At 63.7% G+C, this 21,809-nt stretch carries 20 protein-coding genes; 12 read left to right on the top strand and 8 right to left on the bottom strand.

Going from position 1 to position 21,809, the window contains the following annotated elements; genetic code table 11:
* Positions 1–684: 684 nt before the first annotated feature.
* Complete coding sequence (gene phbB, locus BPNPMPFG_RS19620; RefSeq protein WP_258590344.1) at positions 685–1,410, bottom strand: acetoacetyl-CoA reductase; 726 nt, start codon at positions 1,408–1,410, stop codon at positions 685–687.
* Positions 1,411–1,530: 120 nt separating this feature from the next.
* Positions 1,531–2,709 carry an acetyl-CoA C-acetyltransferase gene (locus BPNPMPFG_RS19615; RefSeq protein ID WP_258590343.1) on the bottom strand — a complete coding sequence of 393 codons (1,179 nt, stop codon included), beginning with the start codon at positions 2,707–2,709 and terminating at the stop codon, positions 1,531–1,533.
* Between BPNPMPFG_RS19615 and BPNPMPFG_RS19610 the strand changes: the two genes are divergently transcribed.
* The gene (locus BPNPMPFG_RS19610; protein WP_258590342.1) at positions 2,696–2,923 is read left to right on the top strand and encodes a hypothetical protein; all 228 of its coding nucleotides are present in this window, start codon (positions 2,696–2,698) and stop codon (positions 2,921–2,923) included. The two genes, BPNPMPFG_RS19615 and BPNPMPFG_RS19610, sit on opposite strands and share 14 nt — an antisense overlap.
* 83 nt (positions 2,924–3,006) lie before the next feature.
* Positions 3,007–3,615 (top strand): polyhydroxyalkanoate synthesis repressor PhaR, encoded by a 609-nt coding sequence (phaR, locus tag BPNPMPFG_RS19605; RefSeq protein WP_258590341.1) that lies wholly within the window; start codon positions 3,007–3,009, stop codon positions 3,613–3,615.
* A 50-nt stretch (positions 3,616–3,665) separates the two neighbouring features.
* Here phaR and BPNPMPFG_RS19600 read toward each other — a convergent pair whose 3' ends face one another.
* The gene (locus BPNPMPFG_RS19600; RefSeq protein ID WP_258590340.1) at positions 3,666–4,805 is read right to left on the bottom strand and encodes a citrate synthase; all 1,140 of its coding nucleotides are present in this window, start codon (positions 4,803–4,805) and stop codon (positions 3,666–3,668) included.
* A 92-nt stretch (positions 4,806–4,897) separates the two neighbouring features.
* Here BPNPMPFG_RS19600 and BPNPMPFG_RS19595 point away from each other — a divergent pair, with 92 nt between their 5' ends.
* The 3 genes from BPNPMPFG_RS19595 to BPNPMPFG_RS19585 all read left to right on the top strand — a co-directional run bounded on the left by BPNPMPFG_RS19595 (position 4,898) and on the right by BPNPMPFG_RS19585 (position 8,177).
* Positions 4,898–5,986 carry a citrate synthase/methylcitrate synthase gene (locus BPNPMPFG_RS19595; protein WP_258590339.1) on the top strand — a complete coding sequence of 363 codons (1,089 nt, stop codon included), beginning with the start codon at positions 4,898–4,900 and terminating at the stop codon, positions 5,984–5,986.
* 188 nt (positions 5,987–6,174) lie between these two features.
* A complete protein-coding gene (locus BPNPMPFG_RS19590; RefSeq protein WP_413776785.1) occupies positions 6,175–6,957 on the top strand; it encodes a 3-hydroxybutyrate dehydrogenase in 783 nt (260 codons plus the stop codon).
* Positions 6,958–7,046: 89 nt separating this feature from the next.
* Complete coding sequence (locus BPNPMPFG_RS19585; protein ID WP_258590338.1) at positions 7,047–8,177, top strand: patatin-like phospholipase family protein; 1,131 nt, start codon at positions 7,047–7,049, stop codon at positions 8,175–8,177.
* Between the two features lie 175 nt (positions 8,178–8,352).
* Here the strand turns inward: BPNPMPFG_RS19585 and BPNPMPFG_RS19580 are convergent, their stop codons facing one another.
* Entirely contained in the window at positions 8,353–8,952 is a 600-nt protein-coding gene (locus BPNPMPFG_RS19580; protein ID WP_258590337.1) for a TetR/AcrR family transcriptional regulator, read from the bottom strand.
* Positions 8,953–9,078: 126 nt separating this feature from the next.
* Here BPNPMPFG_RS19580 and BPNPMPFG_RS19575 point away from each other — a divergent pair, with 126 nt between their 5' ends.
* From BPNPMPFG_RS19575 to BPNPMPFG_RS19550, 6 genes are all read left to right on the top strand, one after another.
* A complete protein-coding gene (locus BPNPMPFG_RS19575) occupies positions 9,079–9,540 on the top strand; it encodes a (2Fe-2S)-binding protein (protein ID WP_258590336.1) in 462 nt (153 codons plus the stop codon).
* A 2-nt stretch (positions 9,541–9,542) separates the two neighbouring features.
* A complete protein-coding gene (locus BPNPMPFG_RS19570; RefSeq protein WP_258590335.1) occupies positions 9,543–11,816 on the top strand; it encodes a xanthine dehydrogenase family protein molybdopterin-binding subunit in 2,274 nt (757 codons plus the stop codon).
* Positions 11,813–12,421 carry a hypothetical protein gene (locus BPNPMPFG_RS19565; RefSeq protein WP_258590334.1) on the top strand — a complete coding sequence of 203 codons (609 nt, stop codon included), beginning with the start codon at positions 11,813–11,815 and terminating at the stop codon, positions 12,419–12,421. Before BPNPMPFG_RS19570 ends, BPNPMPFG_RS19565 begins: the two co-directional genes overlap by 4 nt.
* 160 nt (positions 12,422–12,581) lie before the next feature.
* Entirely contained in the window at positions 12,582–13,757 is a 1,176-nt protein-coding gene (locus tag BPNPMPFG_RS19560; protein ID WP_258590333.1) for an efflux RND transporter periplasmic adaptor subunit, read from the top strand.
* Between the two features lie 81 nt (positions 13,758–13,838).
* Positions 13,839–17,018: an efflux RND transporter permease subunit gene (locus tag BPNPMPFG_RS19555; RefSeq protein ID WP_258590332.1), complete on the top strand. Its 3,180-nt coding sequence runs from the start codon at positions 13,839–13,841 to the stop codon at positions 17,016–17,018.
* A gap of 121 nt (positions 17,019–17,139) precedes the next feature.
* Entirely contained in the window at positions 17,140–17,298 is a 159-nt protein-coding gene (locus BPNPMPFG_RS19550) for a DUF3309 domain-containing protein (RefSeq protein ID WP_258590331.1), read from the top strand.
* Positions 17,299–17,347: 49 nt separating this feature from the next.
* On the opposite strand, the gene BPNPMPFG_RS19545 is transcribed toward BPNPMPFG_RS19550, so the two are convergent.
* Positions 17,348–18,307, bottom strand: coding sequence for an SDR family oxidoreductase (locus BPNPMPFG_RS19545; protein WP_258590330.1), 960 nt, complete (start codon positions 18,305–18,307; stop codon positions 17,348–17,350).
* Positions 18,308–18,402: 95 nt separating this feature from the next.
* Between BPNPMPFG_RS19545 and BPNPMPFG_RS19540 the strand changes: the two genes are divergently transcribed.
* On the top strand, positions 18,403–19,317 hold the full coding sequence (locus tag BPNPMPFG_RS19540; RefSeq protein ID WP_258590329.1) for a LysR family transcriptional regulator: 915 nt from the start codon (positions 18,403–18,405) through the stop codon (positions 19,315–19,317).
* Here the strand turns inward: BPNPMPFG_RS19540 and BPNPMPFG_RS19535 are convergent.
* The 3 genes from BPNPMPFG_RS19535 to BPNPMPFG_RS19525 all read right to left on the bottom strand — a co-directional run bounded on the left by BPNPMPFG_RS19535 (position 19,275) and on the right by BPNPMPFG_RS19525 (position 21,714).
* On the bottom strand, positions 19,275–20,456 hold the full coding sequence (locus tag BPNPMPFG_RS19535) for an MFS transporter (protein ID WP_258590328.1): 1,182 nt from the start codon (positions 20,454–20,456) through the stop codon (positions 19,275–19,277). The two genes, BPNPMPFG_RS19540 and BPNPMPFG_RS19535, sit on opposite strands and share 43 nt — an antisense overlap.
* Positions 20,457–20,590: 134 nt before the next feature.
* Entirely contained in the window at positions 20,591–20,899 is a 309-nt protein-coding gene (locus BPNPMPFG_RS19530; protein WP_258590327.1) for a DUF1244 domain-containing protein, read from the bottom strand.
* Between the two features lie 17 nt (positions 20,900–20,916).
* Entirely contained in the window at positions 20,917–21,714 is a 798-nt protein-coding gene (locus tag BPNPMPFG_RS19525) for an N-formylglutamate amidohydrolase (RefSeq protein ID WP_258590326.1), read from the bottom strand.
* Between the last annotated feature and the right edge of the window lie 95 nt (positions 21,715–21,809).

Here is a 21,809-nt window from a genome sequence, read left to right as displayed (position 1 = left end):
AAGGCTTTCTGGCCTCTGGTTGTCGGGAGCGTGCCTTGAGTGGCGCGTATGACAGGCGACACATAGGGATTTCGAGCGCGAAGCGAAAGCGGAATGTTCCGCCGGCGGCCCGAAGTCGTCCGTGTCAAGCTCCAGATCGGTTGCGGATTAACAGTTGGAACGAGTCTGGAACGAATCGGCGACGAATCAGTGACTCGATCAGATTCAGCTTTTGTTCACGGCTACATGTGGTTTTTGCGGCCGCTGAACTCACCACATGCTGAATCACAGAACTGGCCCGTTTCATGCAGGGCGAGCTTTGCCGTTAACCTTTGCCGATGAACGATCACGATGGCTTGGCATGCCTTATCCAAGGTTATGAAATTGTTGATCTTTCCTAATCTGCGTTAAGGATTTGGCAGGCGATTCCGGCTGCCATCGTTAACGTTCCGCTCAAAGCCGGAACGAATCGGCGACGAATCAGCGATGCCAAGATTTTCTTGTTTTGTTCACCCCAACATCTTGTGTTATGAACAGCTTATCCACCGAGAATCCACAGGTTGCAAAGCAGCTTTCGCACAGGGCAGGCGGCCGCTGTTAATCTCTGCGTGCCGGATTGGGTCAGGGGCCGACGAAAGCACAACGCGACCAACGAAAAACGGACCGGTTTCCCGGCCCGTCGATCTTGCCGCGTACGCCGAAACCTCAGGCGAAATATTGGCCGCCATTGGCGGTGATGGTCGAGCCGGTGATGAAGCCAGCATCTTCGGAAGCGAGGAAGACGACGCAGCGCGCGATCTCTTCCGGTTCGCCGAGGCGGCCGACGGGGATTTGCGGGATGATGCGCTCGTTGAGCACCTTCTCGTCGATTGCCTTGACCATTTCGGTGGCGATGTAGCCGGGGCAGATGACATTGACGGTGATGCCCGCGCGAGCCCCCTCTTGAGCGAGAGCTTTGCTGAAGCCGATGTCGCCGGCCTTGGCGGCGGAATAGTTGACCTGGCCGGCCTGGCCCTTCTGGCCGTTGATCGAGGAGATGGTGATGACGCGGCCGAACTTGCGGTCGCGCATGCCGCTCCACAGCGGATGCGTCATGTTGAAGACGCCCGACAAATTGGTGTCGATGACCTCTTTCCACTGCTCGCGCGTGATCTTGTGGAACATGGCGTCACGGGTGATGCCGGCATTGTTGACCAGCACCGAGACCGGACCGAGATCGGCCTCGACCTGTTTGACGCCGGCGGCGCAGGACTCGTAGTCGGCGACCGACCATTTGTAGACCGGGATGCCGGTCTCGGCTTTGAATTTCGCCGCCGCGTCGTCATTGCCGGCGTAGTTCGCGGCAACCGAATAGCCGGCGTTCTTCAATGCGATCGAGATCGCCGCGCCGATGCCGCGCGATCCGCCTGTGACGATTGCTACCTTGCTCATGCGTTCCTCCCCTTGGTCGGGCGAGCGAATAGGGAGTGGCGAATAGCGAGTAGGGATCAGATGTCCCGTCGCGCTGACGCCATTCTCCCCTATTCGCTACTCCCTATTCACTTCTCTCTTTTAGAGCGCTTCCACGCACATGGCGACGCCCATGCCGCCGCCGATGCACAGAGTGGCGAGGCCTTTCTTGGCGCCGCGCCGGCGCATCTCGAAGACCAGCGTGTTGAAGATGCGGGCACCCGAAGCGCCGATCGGATGGCCGATGGCGATGGCGCCGCCATTGACGTTGACGATCGAGGGATCCCAGCCCATGTCCTTGTTGACGGCGCAGGCCTGGGCGGCAAAGGCCTCGTTGGCCTCGATCAGGTCGAGATCGCCGACCGACCAGCCAGCCTTTTCCAGCGCCTTGCGGGAAGCCGGAATGGGTCCGGTGCCCATGATCTGCGGATCGACGCCGGCGGTCGCCCAGGACACGATGCGCGCCAGCGGGGTGATGCCGCGCCGCACCGCTTCCGCTTCGCTCATCAGCACAGCACCCGCGGCGCCATCGTTGATGCCGGAGGCATTGGCGGCGGTCACCGTGCCGTCCTTGTCGAAAGCCGGCTTCAGCTTGGTCATGGCGTCGATCGTGGCGCCGTGGCGGATGTACTCGTCCTGGTCGACAATGGTGTCGCCCTTCTTGCCCTTGATGGTGACGGCGACGATCTCGTCCTTGAACTTGCCGGCCTTCTGCGCGGCCTCGGCCTTATTCTGCGAGGCGAGTGCGAACTGGTCCTGGTCGTCGCGGGTGATCTGGAACTGGCGGGCGACGTTTTCGGCGGTGTTGCCCATGTGATAGCCGTTGAAGGCATCCCACAGCCCGTCCTTGATCATGGTGTCGATCAGCTTGAAGTCGCCCATCTTGACGCCGGCGCGCAGGTGCTGGGCATGCGCCGAAAGCGACATCGATTCCTGTCCACCGGCGATGATCACCTTGGCATCGCCGGTGGCGATCTGCTGCATGCCGAGCGCAATGGCGCGCAGACCCGAGCCGCACACCTGATTGAGGCCCCAAGCCGTGGTTTCCTTGGGCAGGCCGGCATTGATCGATGCCTGGCGGGCCGGATTCTGACCCTGAGCGGCGGTCAGCACCTGGCCGAGGATGACCTCGTCGACCTCGCCTGGCTCGACACCGGCACGCGACAGCAATTCCTTGATGACAACGGCGCCGAGTTCATGCGCCGGCGTGGCGGCAAAGGCGCCGTTGAAGGAGCCGACCGGCGTGCGCGCGGCACTGGCAATGACGATGGAAGCGGACATTTTCTTCTCCAGACTTCAAGGTGTTGTTCTGTCGTTGAGGACTTTTCTTGCCCTTTCCAGAACCCAAGTCAAACCGGAAATAGGCATGGCGCCCATGCGCGGCAAGCAGGTCGCGCCTTGCCATGGCGGCAGTCTGTCCATTGCTGCGCAGCATATTTTGCCTGCTATGCAGCATTTAGTGATCCCGCACTGCACAAACTGCTTGGAATTATGAGGCTTTTGCGCATATCCTCAAAAAAGGCACAATCGTTACCGGCGGCTTACTCTGGGCGCGCCGGTGTCCCTGGGAGGATGCAGATGGCCGCGAAAGACGATCCGATCATCATCAAGAAATACGCCAATCGCCGCCTCTACAACACCGGCACCAGCACCTATGTGACGCTCGAGGACCTCGCCGAGATGGTCAAGAAGGGCGAGGAGTTCACCGTCCAGGACGCCAAGACCGGCGACGACATTACGCATCCGGTGCTGACACAGATCATCTTCGAGCTGGAAAACAAGGATGGGCAGAACATGCTGCCGATCCCGTTCCTGCGCCAGCTGATCGCCTATTATGGCGACCAGATGCAGATGATCGTGCCGAGCTTCCTCGAGCAGTCCATGCTCGCCTTCTCCAAGGAGCAGGAACGCTTTCGCGAGCAGATGAAGGGCGCCATCGGCAAGTCGCCGCTCGACATGATGAAGATCACCACGCCGATCAAGGCGCTGGAGGAGCAGACGCGCCGCAACATGGAAATGTTCCAGAATGCGATGCGGCTGTTCACGCCGTTCCCGCCGGCGGGTTCCGCGCCAGCCGCGGCTCCGGCCGAGCCGGCCAGGAAGGAAACGCCGGAAAAGCCCGACGACCTTCAGGAACTGAAGGACCAGATCGCCGCCATGCAGCGCAAGCTCGACACGATGTCGTGAGCGTTTCGGATCGAAAGATCCGGTAGCTACCGCATAGTGCTATCGCGACGCTACGGCAGCACTCCCTCATAGCGGCCGCGCGGCCTGATGAGACTTCCGCTTGTTATCTGTTCGACCGTGTGCGCGGCCCACCCGACGCTGCGTGCGAGTGCGAACAGGCGGAACGGTGCATCGCGCGGCAAGCCAAGGCCGCGCGTCAGCACGGCCAAGGCGAAGTCGATGTTCGGGCGCGCGCCGGTCGCGGCAAGGGCAGCGTCGCGCAGCGATCGCGAGAGATCATCGATGTCGATCACACCAAGCAATGCCGCCGCCCGGGGATCGCCGTCGGGATAGAGCGGATGGCCGAACCCCGGCAACGGTCGGTCATGGCTGAGCCAGCGCCGGATCGCCGCATCGGCGTTGTGCCGCGCCGCATCCTCGGCCAGTTGCATCACCGCTTCGCCGGCGCCGCCATGGCGTGGCCCCTGCAGCGTCGCCAGCCCCGCCAGAAGACATGCCGCAAGCGACGCCCCGGTCGAGGCCGCGACACGGGCGGCGAAAGTCGATGCGTTGAGTTCATGATCGGCAAGCAGGACAAGCGCGCGGCGGATCGCTTCCGCTCCCGTTGCGTCCACCGACCAGTGCCGCGCCAGCCGTCGATGGACTGGATCCGGTCCCGCCGATGCGCCTAAGGCGCCGGCCAGCACGCCGACCGCGTGCGCGGCATCGGCATGCTGCGAGGCGGCGCTGCGCCCGAGCGATGGCCGCCCTCGGCCGGCAAGCAGCGCAAGCTGCGCAAAGGCCGAGGCTCGACCGGCTTGATGGGGCGCATCCGGCAACGGCGCTTCGAAAGCCACCGGTTCGGGCAGAGCCCAGAGCACCGCGGCGGTTTCTTCCAGCGTGGCGCGCCCGGAGAGCGCAACGGCGTCCTGGCCACGATAGACAAGATGCCCGTGCAAGACGGTCGAAATCGCCGTGGCGATCGACGGTTCGCCCCAGGCAATGGCGCTTTCGGCGATGGCCGATGGGCTGCGTCCGCGCACCCTTCGCGTTGCCAGTGCCGCTATGTCGTCGGCGCGATACTGGCTGCGGCGCGGGTCGGCGCGGTCAGGCCGCATGCCGATGCGCCCACGGCTGACATAGGCGTAGAGCGTCTGCGGCCGCACCTTGAGCTTTTCCAGCGCCTCTTCCCGCGACAACCACTCGGACATACCGAACTCTGATATTGATTCAGTTGATCAAGATTGATGCGTGTGTTGCCCAGCCTTATCTGCGATCCGAAAACGGTTCAAGGAGACAGGCTATGGCGAATGGGCTCGATGACGTGGTGGTGGCGGAAACCGTCCTCTCCGACGTGGATGGTCTTGGCGGCCATCTGACGATCCGCGGTCATTGCCTGCCGGAACTGGCCGGTCGCTGGAATTATGCGCGGGTGGTTCGCCTGCTGCTCGACGGCTTTTTCGATGATCTTCCCGGCGACGCGGAACTGGCGCGAGCGCTGGGCCAGGCGCGAGCAGAAGTGTTCGAGCGGCTTTTGCCTTTCCTGCCTTCGCTGGCCTCTCTGGATGTCTACAGCGCCATGCGTGCCGGCATGGCGCTGCTGCCGGACGGCGAGACCTTGACGGATGCCTTGCTGCTGATCGCGGCGCCCGCCGTGTTGACGCCGGCCTTGCTGCGTCTGCGACACGGCGAGGAGCCCGTCGCGCCGGACAGCCGGGCCGGTCATGCCGCCGACATGCTGAGGATGCTGAATGGCATCGCCGCCTCGCCGGCGCTGGTGAAGGCGCTAGACACCTATCTGGTGACCGTTTGCGACCATGGCCTCAATGCGTCAACCTTTGCCACCCGCGTGGTCGCCTCGACGCAGGCTGGCCTGACGTCGGCGGTGCTGGCCGGGCTCGGCGCGCTCAAGGGGCCGCTGCATGGCGGCGCGCCAGGCCCGGTGATCGAGATGCTGGATGCGATCGAGGCGCATGGCGATGCCGCCGGCTGGCTGCGCGACGAGGTCGCGCATGGCGAGCGCATCATGGGCTTCGGCCATCGCATCTACCGCGTGCGCGATCCGCGCGCCGACGTGCTGAAGGCGGTCGTGCGGCAACTCGGCGGCGAGGGTGAAACCGGTCGCCGGCTGGCCTTTGCGGAGAAGGTGGAGCAAGCGGCGCTCGACGTGCTGCGGGTCGCCAAGCCGTCACGCTCGCTGCAGACCAATGTCGAGTTCTACACCGCACTCCTGTTGGAGGCGGCGGGCTTCCCCAAGGAGGCGTTCAGCAACGTCTTCGCCGCCGGGCGTGTCGCCGGCTGGATTGCGCACGCCCGCGAGCAGCAGGCGACAGGCCGGCTGATCCGGCCGCAGTCGCGCTATGTCGGGCCGGTGCCGGACCTGGTTGCCTGAGGTTTTGTTCCAAGGGCTGAAAGCCCGAGATCCGCCGTGCATCGGTTGAGCCGCCGCTTGCCGGCAGCCCGCGCATGGCGAAAATTTCATACCCTCTCCCAGCGGCACCGCTGTTATTGCGTCGTATTGAGCATATATGCTGCACTGCAACATAAGCCCGCTCTTGCCGCAACCAGAGGATTCCGCCCTTGGCCGCCAGAAAAACCGCTGTTATCACCGGCTCCACATCGGGCATTGGCCTGGCCATCGCCCATGCCCTGGCAGCCGAAGGCCACGCGATCGTCGTCAACTCCTTCTCCGACACGGCTGCCGACCACGCCATTGCCGATGCGATCGCCAAACAGCACGGCGTGAAGACCGCCTACGTCAAGGCCGACATGTCGAAACCGGCTGAGTGTCGGGCATTGATCGCCAAGGCGGCGGAAACTTTCGGTTCGGTTGATATTCTCGTCAACAATGCCGGCATCCAGCATGTCGCGCCGGTTGAAGAGTTCCCGATCGAGAAGTGGGACGCCATCATCGCCATCAACCTGTCGTCGGCATTCCACACCATCGCGGCCGCCATCCCATTGATGAAGCAGGCGGGTGGCGGCCGGATCGTCAACATCGCCTCGGCGCATGGCCTGGTCGCGTCGCCCTTCAAGTCGGCCTATGTCTCGGCTAAGCACGGCATCCTGGGATTGACCAAGACCGTTGCGCTCGAGTTGGCGCGCGAAAAGATCACCTGCAACGCCATCTGCCCCGGCTATGTGCTGACGCCGCTGGTCGAGGCGCAAATCCCCGACCAGATGAAAACCCACAAGATGGACCGCGAAACCGTCATCCGCGAGGTGATGCTCGACAAGCAGCCGACCAAGGAATTCGTCACGGTCGAGCAGATCGCGGCGGCGGCGGTCTTCCTCTGTTCGGACGCGGCGGCACAGGTCAACGGCACGCATCTCTCGGTCGATGGCGGCTGGACCGCCGCGTGAGGCCGGAGATTTCTTCCAATCAATTCCATTCGTGAAACAAGCGACGAGCGGCTCGAAGCAAATCAGCTCGACACATAAAGGACGACGCCATGACGAAAAACGGCAAGGCGGAGGAGACGAAAAAAATCAACATCGCGCTTCAGGGCGGCGGCTCGCACGGCGCCTTTTCCTGGGGCGTGCTCGACCGGCTGCTGGAGGACGGACGGCTGGAGATCGCGGCTGTGTCCGGCACCAGCGCCGGTGCCATGAATGCGGTGGCGCTGGCCGACGGGTTCGTCCGTGGCGGCGTCGAAGGCGCGCGGCAAAAGCTCGACGATTTCTGGCGCGCTGTGGCGGCGAAGGGCCGCTTCAGCCCGGTGCAGCGCATGCCGTGGGATGTCGCCTGGGGCAACTGGTCGATCGAGAACTCGCCGGGCTATGTCTTCTTCGACACCATGTCGCGCGTGTTCTCGCCCTATGTCGCCAACCCGCTCGGCCTCAATCCGCTGCGCGACGTGGTCGCGCGCGAGATCGATTTCAGGAATGTGCGTGCCTGCAAGTCGATGGAGCTGTTCATTTCGGCGACCAATGTCGAAACCGGCCAGCTGTGGGTGTTTTCCGACGGCGAGATCGACCTCGACACGGTGATGGCCTCGGCCTGCCTGCCGCAACTGTTCCGCGCCGTCGAGATCAAGGGCGTGCCCTATTGGGACGGCGGCTATGGCGGCAACCCGGCGCTCTATCCTTTCTTCAAGACGGCGGCGACCGAGGACGTGCTTCTGGTGCAGATCAATCCGGTGGTGCGGGAAGGAACGCCAAGGAGCGCCAACGAGATCCAGAACCGCATCGACGAGATCACCTTCAACGCCGGGCTGCTGCGCGAATTCCGCTCGATCGCCTTCGTCAAGGAACTGATCGCCGCCGGCCGTCTGCCACATGGCGAATACCGCGACATCCGCATGCATCGCATCGACGCCGACGAGGCGTTCAAGGACTTATCGGCATCCTCGAAGGTCAATGCCGAATGGGCTTTCCTGACCTATCTGCGCGATCTCGGCCGCACCGCCGCCAGCGACTGGCTGGAGGAGAATTACGATGCCGTCGGCAAGCGGCCGACTCTCGATCTCTCCGGCGAACTCGACGACGGCTTCAAGCCAGTGCGTGGTCCCGCACCTGGCCGGCGGGTCAAGGAATTCCTCGCGGCGCGCAAGAAACCCGAGGCAGAGCGCCGTCGAGCCTGAGCTATGTCGATATTCAGGTGATGCCGGCCTGCAAATGGCGGTTTCCTGCGCTTCCGGTACTCACGTACCCAAAAGTACGCTCCGTTCCGGTTCTCGGAAGTCATCTTGTTTGGTCGCTTCGCGCCCGTCTTCGACTCCGGCTCGGCCTGACTCAGCACAGCTTGGCTTCTTGGCCTCATCCAGATTTCAGCGCCAGGTCGATCACCCTGATCAGGGCGGCGGCCGCCTGCCGCTGCCCCTCGGGATCGCTGATCCGTGCCTTCATGCCTTCCAGCCCGTCGAGCAGCATGTCGGCAAGCAGTTGCGCCGACAGGCCCTTGGCCGCCAGATCGGCGCCGCTCCTGGCTGCCTCGCCCTTGATCGCGGCAGCGATATGTTCGCCAAGCCCTCCACGCCAGCAGCCGACCAGATCGGCAAGACTCGATTTCATGTCGACCAATTCGGCGCCGTGGGGCGAGGCAACGATCGAGCTCATCATCGAGATGAATGCCTCGTCGATGGCCCGCATCATGCGCTCGGTGAAAGCGCCATCGCCGGCCAGAGCCATTTTTGCCGCCTCGACCGAGCGCGACAGCACCATCATGGCGATGGCCCGGAAAATGTCGGTCTTGTTTTTGAACAGAAGGTAGAGCGCCGGGCGTGACATCTCGGCGGCGCGGGCGATGTCGTCCATGGTGGTGCGGGAGAAGCCGTAGGCCAAAAACACCTTCATCGCGCCGTCCAAGATGCGGACGCGTTTGGGGTCGGTGGCGGCGATGTCTTCGGTCTGATTCATGGGGCGACATTATCCTGCAAAATATCAATTGACAAAATGACGTAATTTGTCAATCTGTATCGGGACGAAGCGACCTAAGAAGGACGCTTCGCCCTCGGGCTGTGGACGACAACAAAGGGTATCCCCATGCGCCTCACCGTCGACGGGCAGTCATTCGACATCGACGCCGATCCGGAGATGCCGCTGCTATGGGCGCTGCGCGATATCATTGGCAAGACCGGACCGAAATTCGGCTGCGGCATCGCCGCCTGCGGTGCCTGTACCGTGCATGTCGACGGTCAGCCGGTGCGCTCCTGCTCGCTGCCGGTTGGCCAGGTCAGCGGCGCTGTTACCACCATCGAAGGCATCGGCACCGCGGACAGACTGCATCCGGTGCAGCAGGCATGGCTGGAGGAACAGGTGGCGCAATGCGGCTACTGCCAGGCCGGGCAGATCATGAGCGCGGTGGCGCTGCTCGACGAGGTCGCTGACCCGAGCGACGCCGACATCGACAACGCCATGGGCGGCAATCTCTGCCGCTGCGGCACCTATCCGAAGATCCGCTCGGCCATCAAGAAGGCTGCGGCGCTCAAGACGGCGGGGCTCTGACCATGGCCAGTGTCGGAAAGATCGCCCGCCGCACGTTTCTGATTGGCGCGGCCGCTGTCGCGGGCGGCGTTGCCGTCGGCTATTACTATTATCGCAGACCGTTTCCGAACCCGCTCGAGGCCGATCTCGGCAAGGGCGAAGCGACGTTCAACCCCTATGTGAAGATCGGCGCCGACAACACCATCACCATCGTCGCGCCGCGCGCCGAGATGGGACAAGGCATCTCGACGACGCTCGCCGTCATGGTCGCCGAAGAACTCGATGTCGGTCTCGATCAGGTCAAGGTCGAGCACGGCCCGGCCTCCTATGCCTATTACAACGCCGCGATCCTCGAAGAGGGCGGCCCGTTCGCCTTCTTCGACGAGAGCATGACCGCGCAGGCGGTGCGCTCGGGTCTCGGCGTGGTCGGCAAGTTCCTCGCTCTCCAGGCCACCGGCGGCTCGGCTTCGGCGCGCGACGGTTTCGACAAGATGCGCCAGGCGGGCGCCACCGCCCGGCAGTTGCTGATCGTGGCGGCGGCGCAGAAACTCAGCGTTGCCGCCGCCGATCTGGAAACGGCCAATGGCTCGATCCTGCACAAGGCGTCGGGCAAGTCGCTGACCTATGGCGCGGTCGCCGCCGCCGCTGCCGCGATTGCGCCGCCGGCCGAAGTCAGGCTCAAGGACAAAGCCGACTGGAAACTGCTGGGAAAACCGCAGAAGCGCATCGACATGCTGGCCAAGGTCACCGGGGCGCCGATCTTCGGGATCGATGTCAGGCTGCCCGGCATGCTCTACGGCACGGTCAAGATGAGCCCGCGCTTCTGGGCCAAGCCGGTCAAGGCGGACCTCGCCAAGGCCGAAAAGATACCCGGTGTGATCAAGATCGTGCCGCTCGAAACGAACTATGGCCACGGCTTCGGCATCATCGCGGAAAATACCTGGGCGGCGTTCAAGGCGGCCGACGCCATCGACGCCCAATGGGCGGATCCCGAATATCCACTCAGCAGCGCCGCAATATCAGGCGTGCTCGAACAGGCGCTCGGCACCAAGGGCTCGGCGATGCGCGACAATGGCGATGTCGATACCGCCTTCGCCGACGCGCCGCGCGAAAGGATCGTCGAGGCAGACTATGCCGTGCCCTATCTGGCGCATGCGACGATGGAGCCGATGAACGCCACGGCGCGGTTCAGCGATGGTGCCCTCGACATCTGGTGCGGCAACCAGGCGCCGACCCTGGTGCGGCAGCTTTGCGCCAATTTGGTCGGCATCGAACAGGACAAGGTCACCGTCCACACCACCTTCATGGGCGGTGGGTTCGGCCGCCGCGTCGAGATGGATTACGCGCTGTGCGCCGCGCTGATGGCAAAGGAGACAGGCGGGCGTCCGGTCAAGGTGACCTGGACACGTGAAGAAGACATGCGTCACGACGCCTACCGGCCGGCCGCGGTCGGCAAGTTCCAGGCGCGGCTCGGCGACGACGGCATGCCGCTCGCCGTCGACATGAAGATCGCCTCGCCATCCATGATAGCCAGCACCTTGCGCCGGCTGTTCCCCTCGATATCGCCGCTTGGACCCGACAAGAGCATTGTCGACGGCGCCTATGACCAGCCCTACACCATCCCGAACTATCGGGTGAGCGGTATCGCGGCGTCCGTCTCCATTCCCGTCGGCTCCTGGCGATCGGTCGGCAGTTCGATCAACGGCTTCTTCCACGAAGGGTTCATGGACGAGATCGCCGCGGCCGGGAAAGTCGATCCGGTCGAGATGCGCAAGAAGCTGATGGCCGCCTATCCCTCGGCGGTGAAGGTGGTGGAGAAGGTCGCCGCGATGGCGAAATGGGGCGAGGCGCTGCCCGCCGGCAAGGCCAAGGGCATGGCCTTCACCCTGTCCTTCGGCAGTTGGGTCGGCGAGATCGTCCAGGTGGCGGACACGCCGGCCGGCATCCGCATCGAGAAGGTGTGGATCGCCGCCGATGTCGGCACCGCGCTCGATCCCGGCATCATCGAGGCGCAGCTGATTTCCGCCGCCATTTTCGGTCTTTCGGCGGCAATGGGACAGGAAATCACCTTCGCCGACGGCATGGTCGAACAGTCGAACTTCCACGATTTCGATGCCATGCGGATATTCCAGTGCCCGGTCTTCGAAGTCGCCATCCTGGAGAATTTCCACAAGATGGGCGGCGTCGGCGAGGTCGGCACACCGCCGGCGGCACCGGCGCTGGCCAACGCCATCTTCGCGCTCACCGGCAAGCGCATCCGCACGCTGCCGCTGTCGAAAACGGTGGCCTTCGCATGAAGACGCTCCTCATCATGCTGACGCCTGCTGCCATGCTCGTGCTCGCGACGCCGTTCGCAGTCGCACAAGACAGCCAGACGCCGGCGACGGCGACGGTCGACACGGCCAAAGGTCTGTCCGAATGGGACAAGATCCATGCGGTGTTCTCGCATCCGCGTTGCGCCGACTGTCATGTCGCCGATGACCGGCCGCGCTGGTCCGGTGCGCATTATGGCGGCACGCGCGTTCACGCCTTCAATGTCCAGCGCGGCGCGGACGGATCGGGTTTCGGCAATCCGGGTCTGCGCTGCACGACTTGCCATTTCGCCAGCAATTCCAATGCATTGCACGGACCGCCCGGCGCCGAGAACTGGCATTTGGCGCCGGTCGAGATGGCCTGGTTCGGCAAATCCTCGGCCGAAATCTGCGCCCAGATCAAGGACCCGGCGCGCAATGGCGGCCGCAGTTTGAAGGATATAGCGCTGCATGTTCGCGACGACAGACTGGTCGCCTGGGGCTGGGCGCCTGGGTCGGATCGTGAGCCGGCTCCGGGCTCGGCCGAGGCAACTTATCAAGAGATCGAAAACTGGACGGCGATGGGTGCACCTTGTCCGGCGCCGCAATGATCCCGTAACTTTCAGACTGTATTGCGGTGCAACTTTGATGTAGAAGCGCCCTTCGCCGATCACGGCAAATTGAACACGGTCAGGCGCGCACCCATATCGGCGACGCGCCCGCGTTTTGAGGACGCGGTGCTGGCCGAACCCGCAGTGGAAAAAAACGACGATGCCCAGAATCAGGTTTCACAAGCTTGCAGCCATTGTTGTGCTCATTGGTTTCGCGGCGTGGATGGCGACAGGCGAATTCTCGTCCGTCGGCAGCGTAGCGGCCAACAAGGCCAAGGCGGCTGAAGTCGAGCAGGGCAAGGCGCCGGACGCAAACAAGCCCAAGGCGGCGGAAGCCGAGCCGAAGGCGCCGTTGCGCACCGTCGCGGTGGTGACACCGCCGCGCAAGACCTACGCACGCGCCATTCGTATTTCCGGACTGACGGAAGCCGACAAGCGGGCCGTGCTGGCGACGCGCGTCGCCGGCGTCATCGACAAACTGCCGGTCAGCCAAGGCCAGCACGTCAAGACCGGCGATCTGGTGATGATGCTTGCCGCCGAGGAAAAGATCTCGATGGTCGACAACGCCAAGCAACTGGTGGCGCAGCGTCAGGCCGAGTTGGACGCATCCCTGCGGCTGATGAAGACCGGCAATTTGCCCAAGCTGCAGCTCGACACCGCACGCTCGAACCTGACCTCGGCGCAGTCGCTGCTGGAGACGGCGCAGGCTGAGCTCGACCGCAACGAGGTGAAGGCGCCTTTCGACGGCGTCATCGACCGGGTGCCGGTGGAACTCGGCAGTTCCATCATGCAAGGCGGCGAGGTGGCAACCATCCTCAAGCTCGATCCGGTGATCGCCCGCGGCGAAATCAGCGAGCGCGATCTCGGCTATCTCAAGCTCGGCGACAAGGCCAATGTGCGGCTGGTCAGCGGCCAGACGGTCGAAGGCACCGTGCGCTATATCAGCCGCGACGCGTCGTCGGCGACCCGCACCTTCCGCGTCGAGGTGGCCATCCCTAATGCCGATGGCTCCGTGCCGGCGGGCATGACGGCGGAAATCGCGCTCAGCGCGCTGCCGACCGACGCGGTTCTGCTGCCGCGCTCGGTGGTGACGCTCGGCGACAAGGGCGACCTCGGCATCCGTGCCGTCGGGAAGGACAACAAGGTGGCGTTCTTCCCGATCGACCTCGTCGACGACACGCCGATCGGCCTCGTGCTCGGCGGCATCCCGGCCGACGCGCGCATCATCGTCGCCGGCCAGGAACTGGTGAAGGAAGGCGATGAGGTCAAGCCGGTCGATGCCGACCAGGCGACCATCAAGAAGCTGCTGGGCGAGGCTACTGCGGGCACGCAGTAGCATCCGATCGCGACGGACTAGCCCTAGGCGGGGACAATCGGCTGCGACGCAGCTCCTGAAATTCAAGAACAGGCGTTAGCCATGGATATCGTCAGACTCGCAATCAACAATGCCCGCCTGACCATTTCGGTCCTGGTCTTCCTTCTGATTGCAGGCTGGGTCGCCTATCAGTCGACGCCGAAGGAAGCGGAGCCCGACGTTCCGATTCCGATGATGTATGTCAGCCTGATCTATCAAGGCATTTCGCCGGAGGATTCGGAGCGCCTTCTGCTGCGGCCGATGGAAAGCAAGCTGAAAAGCCTGAAAGGCCTCAAGGAGATGCGCTCGGCCGCTTTCCAGGGCGGCGGCTATGTGCTGGTCGAGTTCCAGCCGCAGACCAACCTGGCAACGGCGCTGCAGGATACACGCAGCAAGGTGCAGGACGGCAAGGCCGACCTGCCGCAGGCGGCCGAGGAGCCTGTCGTCACCGAAGTCAACATTTCCGAGTTTCCGGTGCTCGTCGTCACGCTGTCGGGTGAATTGCCCGAGCGCGTGCTGGCCGCCGCGGCGCGCGAGTTGCGCGACCGCATCGAGGAAGTGCCCGGTGTTCTCGAAGGCTCGCTGCAAGGCTCGCGCGACGACCTCGTCGAAGTCGTCATCGATCCGATGAAACTGTCTTCCTACGGCTTGCGGCTCGACCAGCTGATCGGTGCCGTCGGTGCCTCCAACAGCCTGGTCGCCGCCGGCAACCTCGAAGGTTCGCAGGGCAAATACGCGGTCAAGGTACCGTCGCTGATCGAGACGCCGGAAGATGTCGCCAACCTGCCGGTTGTCGCCGGCCCCAACGCCGTGGTGCATGCCAGGGACATCGCGACGATCCGCTCGACCTTCGCCGATGCCACGACGATCACTCGCCTCAACGGCAAGCCGGCCATCGCCATCGAGGTCAAGAAGCGCATCGGCGCCAATCTGATCGACACGCTCACCAAGGTCAGGGCGGTGTCCGACGCGTTCGTCAAGACGATGCCCGAGGGCCTGAACGTCACCTATACGCAGGACAAGTCTGTCTTCGTCAACCAGCTGCTCGGCGACCTGCAGAACCACGTGATGATCGCCGTCATCCTGGTGTTCATCGTCATTCTCTATGCGCTGTCCGGCCGTGCTTCGCTGCTGATCGGCCTGGCCATTCCGTCATCCTTCCTGATCGGCATCCTGCTCTTGGCGATGATGGGCTACACGATCAACATGATCGTGCTGTTCAGCCTCATCCTGGCGGTCGGCATGCTGGTCGACGACGCCATCATCGTCACCGAATTCGCCGAACGGCGGATGAGCGAAGGCATGCCCAAGGAGGAAGCCTTCGCGCTTGCCGCCAAGCGCATGGCCGGTCCGGTCATTGCCGCGACGATGACGCGTATCGCCGCCTTCTCGCCGCTGCTGTTCTGGCCGGGCATCATCGGCGACTTCATGAAATACATGCCGATCACCCTGATCGTCACGCTGTCGGCCTCGATGCTCTATGCGCTGGTCTTCGCGCCGACCCTGGGCGCGATCTTCGCCAAGGCGCCACAGCATCACGCGGACGACAATCGCGACGGCTGGTACATGGCTGTTGTCAAGCAAGCGGTGCGCTTCCCTGTCACCGTGCTGGTGCTGACTGTTGCGCTGCTGTTCGGTGTCGGCTTTGCCTATTCGAAATACGGCGCCGGCGTCGAGTTCTTCCCGAGTGTCGAGCCCGACTACGGCCTGCTCTATGTGCATGCACGCGGCAACCTTTCGTTGGCCGAAATGGACACGGCGACCAAGATTGCCGAAAACAGGCTGCTCGGCTGGCCGGGGTTGAAATCGGTCTATACCCGCGTCGGCAAGTCCGACGGCGGCGGCCAGGATGTCCCCGAAGACGTCGTCGGCGTCATCCAGTACGAATTCATCGACTGGCGCGAGCGCAAGTCGGCGAACCAGATCCTGAGCGATCTGCGCGGCGTCATGGCCGGCATTCCCGGCGTCGATGTCGAGGTTCGCGTACCGGAAGCCGGCCCGCCGACCGGCAAGCCGATCCAGATAAGGCTTTCGGCCATCGACCCCAAGGGGTTGGACGAGAAGGCGCGCGCCGTCGCGGCGCGCATTGCCAAGGTGCCCGGCGTCATCGACATTTCCGACGGTCTGCCGCCGCCCGGCGTTGACTGGGCGCTCGAGGTCGACCGCGCCAAGGCTGCCCAATACGGCATCAGCCCGACCTCGGTTGGAACGGTGGTGCAGCTCGTCACCAACGGTTTGAAGCTCTCAGAATACCGGCCGGCGGGCGCCGACAAGGCGGTCGACATCCGGCTGCGCTTGCCGGAGGACCGGCGCACGCTGTCGACGCTCGACGAGCTTCGGGTGCAGACCTCGCAAGGGTCGGTACCGATCTCGAACTTCGTCGTCCGCAAGGCGAAACCGAGCGTCGGCATCCTCAACCGCATCGACGGCGCGCGCACCGTGGTGGTGCAGGCCAACGTTGCCGCCGGCGCCCAGGTCGCCGCCGTGCAGCAGGAGGTTACCCAGGCTGTCACCGACATGAATCTCGGCGGCGGCATCCGCTGGAAGCTGGCCGGCTCGAACGAGGATAGCGCCGAGGCCAGCGCCTTCCTGAGCAAGGCCTTCGGTGCCGCGATCTTCCTGATCTTCCTGGTGCTCTTGGCGCAGTTCAACAAGTTCACCAGCGTCTGGCTGGTGCTGTCTTGCGTGGTCATGGCGACGATCGGTGTGTTCCTGGGGTTGCTGATAACAGGCGAGACGTTCGGCATCGTCATGTCGGGCATCGGCGTCATCGCGCTGGCCGGTGTGGTGGTGAACAACAACATCGTGCTGATCGACACCTATGACCGGCTGCGCGAAGAGGGTTGGGACAAGGTCGAAGCGGTGCTGCAGACTTGTCGCGAACGCGCCCGCCCGGTGGTGCTGACGGCGGTGTCGGCAATTCTCGGTGTGCTGCCGATCGCCTTTGGCCTTGGTCTTGAAATCTTCCATCACGAGACGACGATCAACGCGCCGTCGACGCAATGGTGGATTTCGCTGTCCTCGGCGATCGTCTTCGGCCTGTCCTTCGCCACGGTGCTGACGCTGGTGGTGACGCCGTCGATGCTGATGGTGTTCACCCGCGCCAAGGTCAAGCCAGGTGCGCGGCGCGGCTGGTTCAGCCGGCTGTTCCGGCGCGGCAAGGACGAGATCCCGTTCACCGATGCGCCGGGACAGGATGCCGGAACAGAACCGGCGATCGCCTTTCCGAAAGCCGCCGAATAGACCGACTGCCGATTTGACCGACGAAGGCCGCCCGGAACAACCGGGCGGCCTTTTGCATTGTCTCCCCAAGGGCAACGCGCAGCGTTGTCCCGGAGCAAAACATCAGCGCGGGGAGTTCTTCATGCCGATCACCACCATTGTCATCATCGTCCTGATCCTTGTCCTCATTGGCGCGGTGCCGGCCTGGCCGCATTCGCGCTCCTGGGGCTATGGTCCGTTGGGTATTGTCGGCGTGGTGCTGGTGGTGCTTCTGGTGTTGCTGTTGATGGGGCGGCTCTGAGCAATTTCAGGAAAGGTGTGAAACGGTTTTCCGCCCGGAATTGCGCCTGTCAGGCCGCTTTCGATGCGCCATGCACAGTGGCGATGCCGATATCCCTAAGAGCCTCCGCGACCGCCTGATCCAGCGGCGTGTGCGGGATCGTACCGATGATGCCTTCCAGCCTTGCCGAAGCCAGTTGATGCGGCTCGAAGCGCAGATAGGACATCGAGACGATCTCGCGCCACATCGCCACGAACGGGCTGCCGGCACGCAGCACCCACCAGGGCATCCAGGTCATCTTGAGCGAGCGACCAAGCGCCTTCTCGGAAGCCGCCTTGATTTGCAGATCGGTGACGGGATGCCCCGGGAAGTTCAAGGATTCATAGGCGCCGAGTTTGTCGAGATTCCCGGTCAGGCCGACGAAGGCCTTGGCGAAGTCCGGCAGGTAGGCCCATTCATGCACCAGATCGACTGGGCCGGGCGCGGTATAGGTGCCCTTGTTCATCTTGGCGGCAACGACCAGATCGAACCATGAGCCGCTGCCGGTGCCGCCGAAGAAGTCGCCGGCGCGTAGGAGAATGGTGCGGACGCGGCCCGCGTCGGCCTCACGGCGAAACAGGTCTTCCATCGCGGTGCGGATGCGGCCCTTTTCCGTGGTCGGGTGGAAGGGCGTGTCCTCGGTGATCACCGCCGGCATCGGCGAGCCGTAATTGTAGACGGTGCCGGGGAAGAGATGCAGCGTGCCGTTCGCATGGCAGGCGGCCATGACGTTCTCGGCCATCGGCAGGCACTTGCCCCAGTCGGTGTAGATCGGGTTGAGGCCGTTGAAGATGATGTCGACACCTTGCGTGGCGCGGATGAGGGCTTCGCGGTCGAGTGCGTCGCCGGCAGCGGCCGTGGCGCCCTTGAGTTCGGCCGGCACCTTGCCGCTTCGAGTGATTGCGCGGACATCATAGCCGGCATCGATGAAGGCCTTGGCGACCACGCGGCCGAGCCGGCCGTTGGCACCGAGAATTGCGATCTTGGTCATTTTTCGTCTCCGTGTTGGTGTTTGCAACCCGAATATGGCCCCCTCGTATGCGAATGGAAATTGACTATGAATGGGGTTTTGATATTCATGAATGAATGAATGAACTCGACTGGAACCTGATCAAGAGCTTCGTCACCGTGGCGGAAACCGGCAGCCTGTCGGCAGCCGCGCGAAAGCTATCCGCGAGCCAGCCGACGCTCGGCCGTCACATCGGTGAGCTCGAACAGGCGCTTGATATCACGCTGTTCCGGCGCGGGCGGCGCGGCTATGAACTGACGGAAGCCGGCAGCACGCTGTTCGAGCGCGGCAAGGCGGTCAGCGAGCAGGCGAGCGCCTTTTCACTGCTGGCGCTGGGTTCGGTCGAGGCAATCGAAGGCACGGTGCGCATTGCTGCCAGCGAGGTGGTGGCGGCCTATGTGCTGCCGGAGATGACGGCGCGGCTCAGCATCGAGGAGCCCGGCATCGAGGTCGAGATCGTCGCTTCCAACCAGGTCGAGAACCTGTTGCGCAGGGATGCCGACATCGCCATCCGCATGGTCAAGCCGGAGCAAAATGAGCTGATGGCGCGCAAGGTCTGCGATATCAAGCTCTGCGCCTGCGCCGCCAGATCCTATCTCGACAGGCGCGGTCGTCCGCTGGAACCTGGCGACCTTGTCGGCCATGCCTTGATCGGTTTCGACCGCAGCGACGAGATAATCAGGGGCTTTACCCAGTATGGCATCCCGGTCACCCGAAACAGCTTCCGCTTCAGGGCTGACAACCAGATTGTTTTGTGGGAGGCGGTGCGGGCGGGAAACGGCATTGGCCTTGGCCAGGAGCCGCTGGCCGACCGTGATCCATCGGTGGAGAAGGTGCTTCCTGGCCTGCCACTGCCTGATCTCCCGGTGTGGCTGGCGATGCATCGCGACGTCCGCACCAGCGTGCGCATCCGCCGCGTGGCGGATTTCCTTTACGAGGAACTCAAACGCTATTCGGCCGGCGTGGCGTCGGGAGCGAATTCGGCGCGGTGAGCGAGCCCGGCCATCAGCAGCACGACGATCAGCAGCCCCGACATGGCGACGAAGATCGGGCCGAAGCTGAAATGCTCTGCAACGAAACCGATCGCCGACGGTGCCACCAGAATGCCCGAGTAACCCATGGTGGTGACCACGCTCACACCGGTGCCCGACGACATGCCTTCCTGGTTGCCGCCGGCCGAAAAGATGATCGGCACCATGTTGGCGATGCCGAAGCCGCAAAGGGCAAAGGCCGCGATCGCAAGCCAGGGCGAGGGTGACAGCCCGGCGATCAGCATGCCCGTGGCGGCGACGAGCGCCGACGCGCGCAGCGTCATCACCGCGCCGAGGCGGTTGCGCACGCCGTCGCCGAAGAACCGCATGATCGCCATGACACCGGAGAAGGCGGCATAGGCAAGCCCGGCGACAGCGAGGTCGGCGCCGAGTTCCTGCCGCAAATACAGTGCCGCCCAGTCGAGCACCGCGCCTTCGGAAATCATGGTCAGCAGCGCCATCAGCCCCACGAGATAGACCAGCGGGTTTGCCGGCAGCACGAATTTATGATGCTCGGTCGCCTGCGGCCTGTCCTCGGCGACCAGATGGCGAACCGCCACCACGATCACCGCGAAGGCAAGCACCGTGACCACCGCCGCGTGGGCGAGGTGGCCGTAATGCTGGATGGCAAAGCCGCCGAGGCCGCCGCCAGCGAAGCCGCCAAGACTCCAGAAGCCGTGCGAGGACGACATGATGGCGCGGGAGAGCCGCCGTTCCACCACCACCGCATTGGCATTCATGGCGACGTCCATGCCGCCGATCGAGCCGCCGAAGATGACCATGGCAATCGCCGCCAGCGGCACGTTGGGCGCCAGCGCCACGACCAGCAGGCCGAGGCTGCCGCAAAGGGCGAACCAGCGCAGCACGGTGCGCGAGCCATGTTTCGAGATCAGGTGGCCGCACCAGGTCATGGCGGTCACCGCACCGACGCCGAACAGCAGGATCAGCAGGCCGAGCGTGAACTTTGAAATGTCCAGCCGGGTCAGGAACACCGGGATCTGCGGCGCCCAGCTGCCGGTCAGGAAGCCGTTGGCGAGGAAAATGGCCGCGACGGCCCATCGTCCGCGAATGGCAGTCTGCATGGCGTTTTGCGCATTCATAAGGCGAATCCGGTCCAAAAATGGCTTCGGGCGGCAAATTAGATCGATTCAATTTTCAGTCAAGCACTGTTCGGCGAAAGCGCTTGGGCCAAAGCACAGGCTTGAAGGCGATAGAATGATGTCGGCGATTGGACTCAGTGATCCTTGGGCCGCCTTGCCTCGAACTCGGCTTTCTTGGCGTCGGAGGCTTCGGTCTGGTTGAGCGCCTGCCACTCGGCATAGGGCATGCCGTAGACGATCTCGCGTGACTGGTCCTTGCTGAGATCGACGCCGTCGGCATTGGCTGCTTCGCGATACCAGTTCGACAGGCAGTTGCGGCAGAAGCCGGCGAGGTTCATCAGGTCGATGTTCTGCACGTCGTTGCGCTCACGCAGATGCTCGACCAGCCGGCGAAAGGCTGCCGCCTCGAAATCGCGCTTCTGTTCGTCGCTGAGCTCGGTCATCGAAACCTCCTTGCGGCCTACAGCGGCCCGGTGCGGGAGCCGAATTGCTTGACCACATGTATATCGGGACGGCGGTCGATCGCGTCAACGATCGGCGCCAGCCGCTGCGCCCACGCAAGCGCGCCTTTCAGGTCAGCGATCAGGTCCTGGCGGATCTCGATCAGCGCATGTGCGAAGCCGTTGACGATGGCGTGCTTGTACATGGTGTCGCCGCGCAGCGCGCCGTCATAGGGCTCATTGTCGCCGACGACGAGGCTCTTGTCGGCGGCCAGCATGTCGATCAGCGGCCGCGCCACCCGGTCATCGAGATCCCATAATATGCCGACATGCCACGGACGTGAAACGCCTTGCATCATCGGGGTGAAGGAATGCACCGAGAAGATGAAGGGCGCCTGCGCCGAGGCCTGCGAGACCGAGGCAATCATGGCGCCGACGGCGTCGTGATAGGGCCTGTAGAGGCGGTCGAGCCGCCTTTCGCGTTCCTCGGGAGCGAGGGGGTAATTCCCGGGCACGACGGTGCCGTCATAAAGCTGGCGAATGAGCGTCGGATCGTCTTCCGCGCGATTGGGATCGATCAGCAGCCGCGAAAAATTGGCCAGCACCGCCGGCACGCCGAGCGAGGCAGCCAGTTCGCGCGTCACCGCCTCGACGCCGATGTCATAGGCGATGTGACGGTCGAACTCCGCCGCCGGCAGGCCGAGACTGCCATAGTCCTCCGGCAGGTCGCGGCGGGCATGGTCGCCCAGCAGCACGATGCCTCGCTTGCGGTCGCCTTCGATGACATCGAAAGGCGCGAAAACTGTGGATCGGGTCATTGGCGGGAAATGGTCTGTTCGCTGGCTTCCGGGGAGGGTGCTATCGTCATTCCACGAAGACGACGCTTGCGCAATGCCGTTGTTTGGCCAAGGTT

Origin of the sequence: Mesorhizobium sp. AR07 (assembly GCF_024746815.1) — a bacterium.
Lineage (GTDB): Bacteria > Pseudomonadota > Alphaproteobacteria > Rhizobiales > Rhizobiaceae > Mesorhizobium.
Note: the sequence above shows the minus strand (reverse complement) of the source record. Positions and strands in the feature narration are given on the sequence as shown.

Coding starts and splice junctions, on each gene's coding strand:
- phbB (WP_258590344.1), bottom strand. CDS start 1,410: ATGAGCAAGGTAGCAATCGTCACAGGCGGATCGCGCGGCATCGGCGCG.
- BPNPMPFG_RS19610 (WP_258590342.1), top strand. CDS start 2,696: ATGGAAGCGGACATTTTCTTCTCCAGACTTCAAGGTGTTGTTCTGTCG.
- BPNPMPFG_RS19615 (WP_258590343.1), bottom strand. CDS start 2,709: ATGTCCGCTTCCATCGTCATTGCCAGTGCCGCGCGCACGCCGGTCGGC.
- phaR (WP_258590341.1), top strand. CDS start 3,007: ATGGCCGCGAAAGACGATCCGATCATCATCAAGAAATACGCCAATCGC.
- BPNPMPFG_RS19600 (WP_258590340.1), bottom strand. CDS start 4,805: ATGTCCGAGTGGTTGTCGCGGGAAGAGGCGCTGGAAAAGCTCAAGGTG.
- BPNPMPFG_RS19595 (WP_258590339.1), top strand. CDS start 4,898: ATGGCGAATGGGCTCGATGACGTGGTGGTGGCGGAAACCGTCCTCTCC.
- BPNPMPFG_RS19585 (WP_258590338.1), top strand. CDS start 7,047: ATGACGAAAAACGGCAAGGCGGAGGAGACGAAAAAAATCAACATCGCG.
- BPNPMPFG_RS19580 (WP_258590337.1), bottom strand. CDS start 8,952: ATGAATCAGACCGAAGACATCGCCGCCACCGACCCCAAACGCGTCCGC.
- BPNPMPFG_RS19575 (WP_258590336.1), top strand. CDS start 9,079: ATGCGCCTCACCGTCGACGGGCAGTCATTCGACATCGACGCCGATCCG.
- BPNPMPFG_RS19570 (WP_258590335.1), top strand. CDS start 9,543: ATGGCCAGTGTCGGAAAGATCGCCCGCCGCACGTTTCTGATTGGCGCG.
- BPNPMPFG_RS19565 (WP_258590334.1), top strand. CDS start 11,813: ATGAAGACGCTCCTCATCATGCTGACGCCTGCTGCCATGCTCGTGCTC.
- BPNPMPFG_RS19560 (WP_258590333.1), top strand. CDS start 12,582: ATGCCCAGAATCAGGTTTCACAAGCTTGCAGCCATTGTTGTGCTCATT.
- BPNPMPFG_RS19555 (WP_258590332.1), top strand. CDS start 13,839: ATGGATATCGTCAGACTCGCAATCAACAATGCCCGCCTGACCATTTCG.
- BPNPMPFG_RS19550 (WP_258590331.1), top strand. CDS start 17,140: ATGCCGATCACCACCATTGTCATCATCGTCCTGATCCTTGTCCTCATT.
- BPNPMPFG_RS19545 (WP_258590330.1), bottom strand. CDS start 18,307: ATGACCAAGATCGCAATTCTCGGTGCCAACGGCCGGCTCGGCCGCGTG.
- BPNPMPFG_RS19540 (WP_258590329.1), top strand. CDS start 18,403: ATGAATGAACTCGACTGGAACCTGATCAAGAGCTTCGTCACCGTGGCG.
- BPNPMPFG_RS19535 (WP_258590328.1), bottom strand. CDS start 20,456: ATGAATGCGCAAAACGCCATGCAGACTGCCATTCGCGGACGATGGGCC.
- BPNPMPFG_RS19530 (WP_258590327.1), bottom strand. CDS start 20,899: ATGACCGAGCTCAGCGACGAACAGAAGCGCGATTTCGAGGCGGCAGCC.
- BPNPMPFG_RS19525 (WP_258590326.1), bottom strand. CDS start 21,714: ATGACCCGATCCACAGTTTTCGCGCCTTTCGATGTCATCGAAGGCGAC.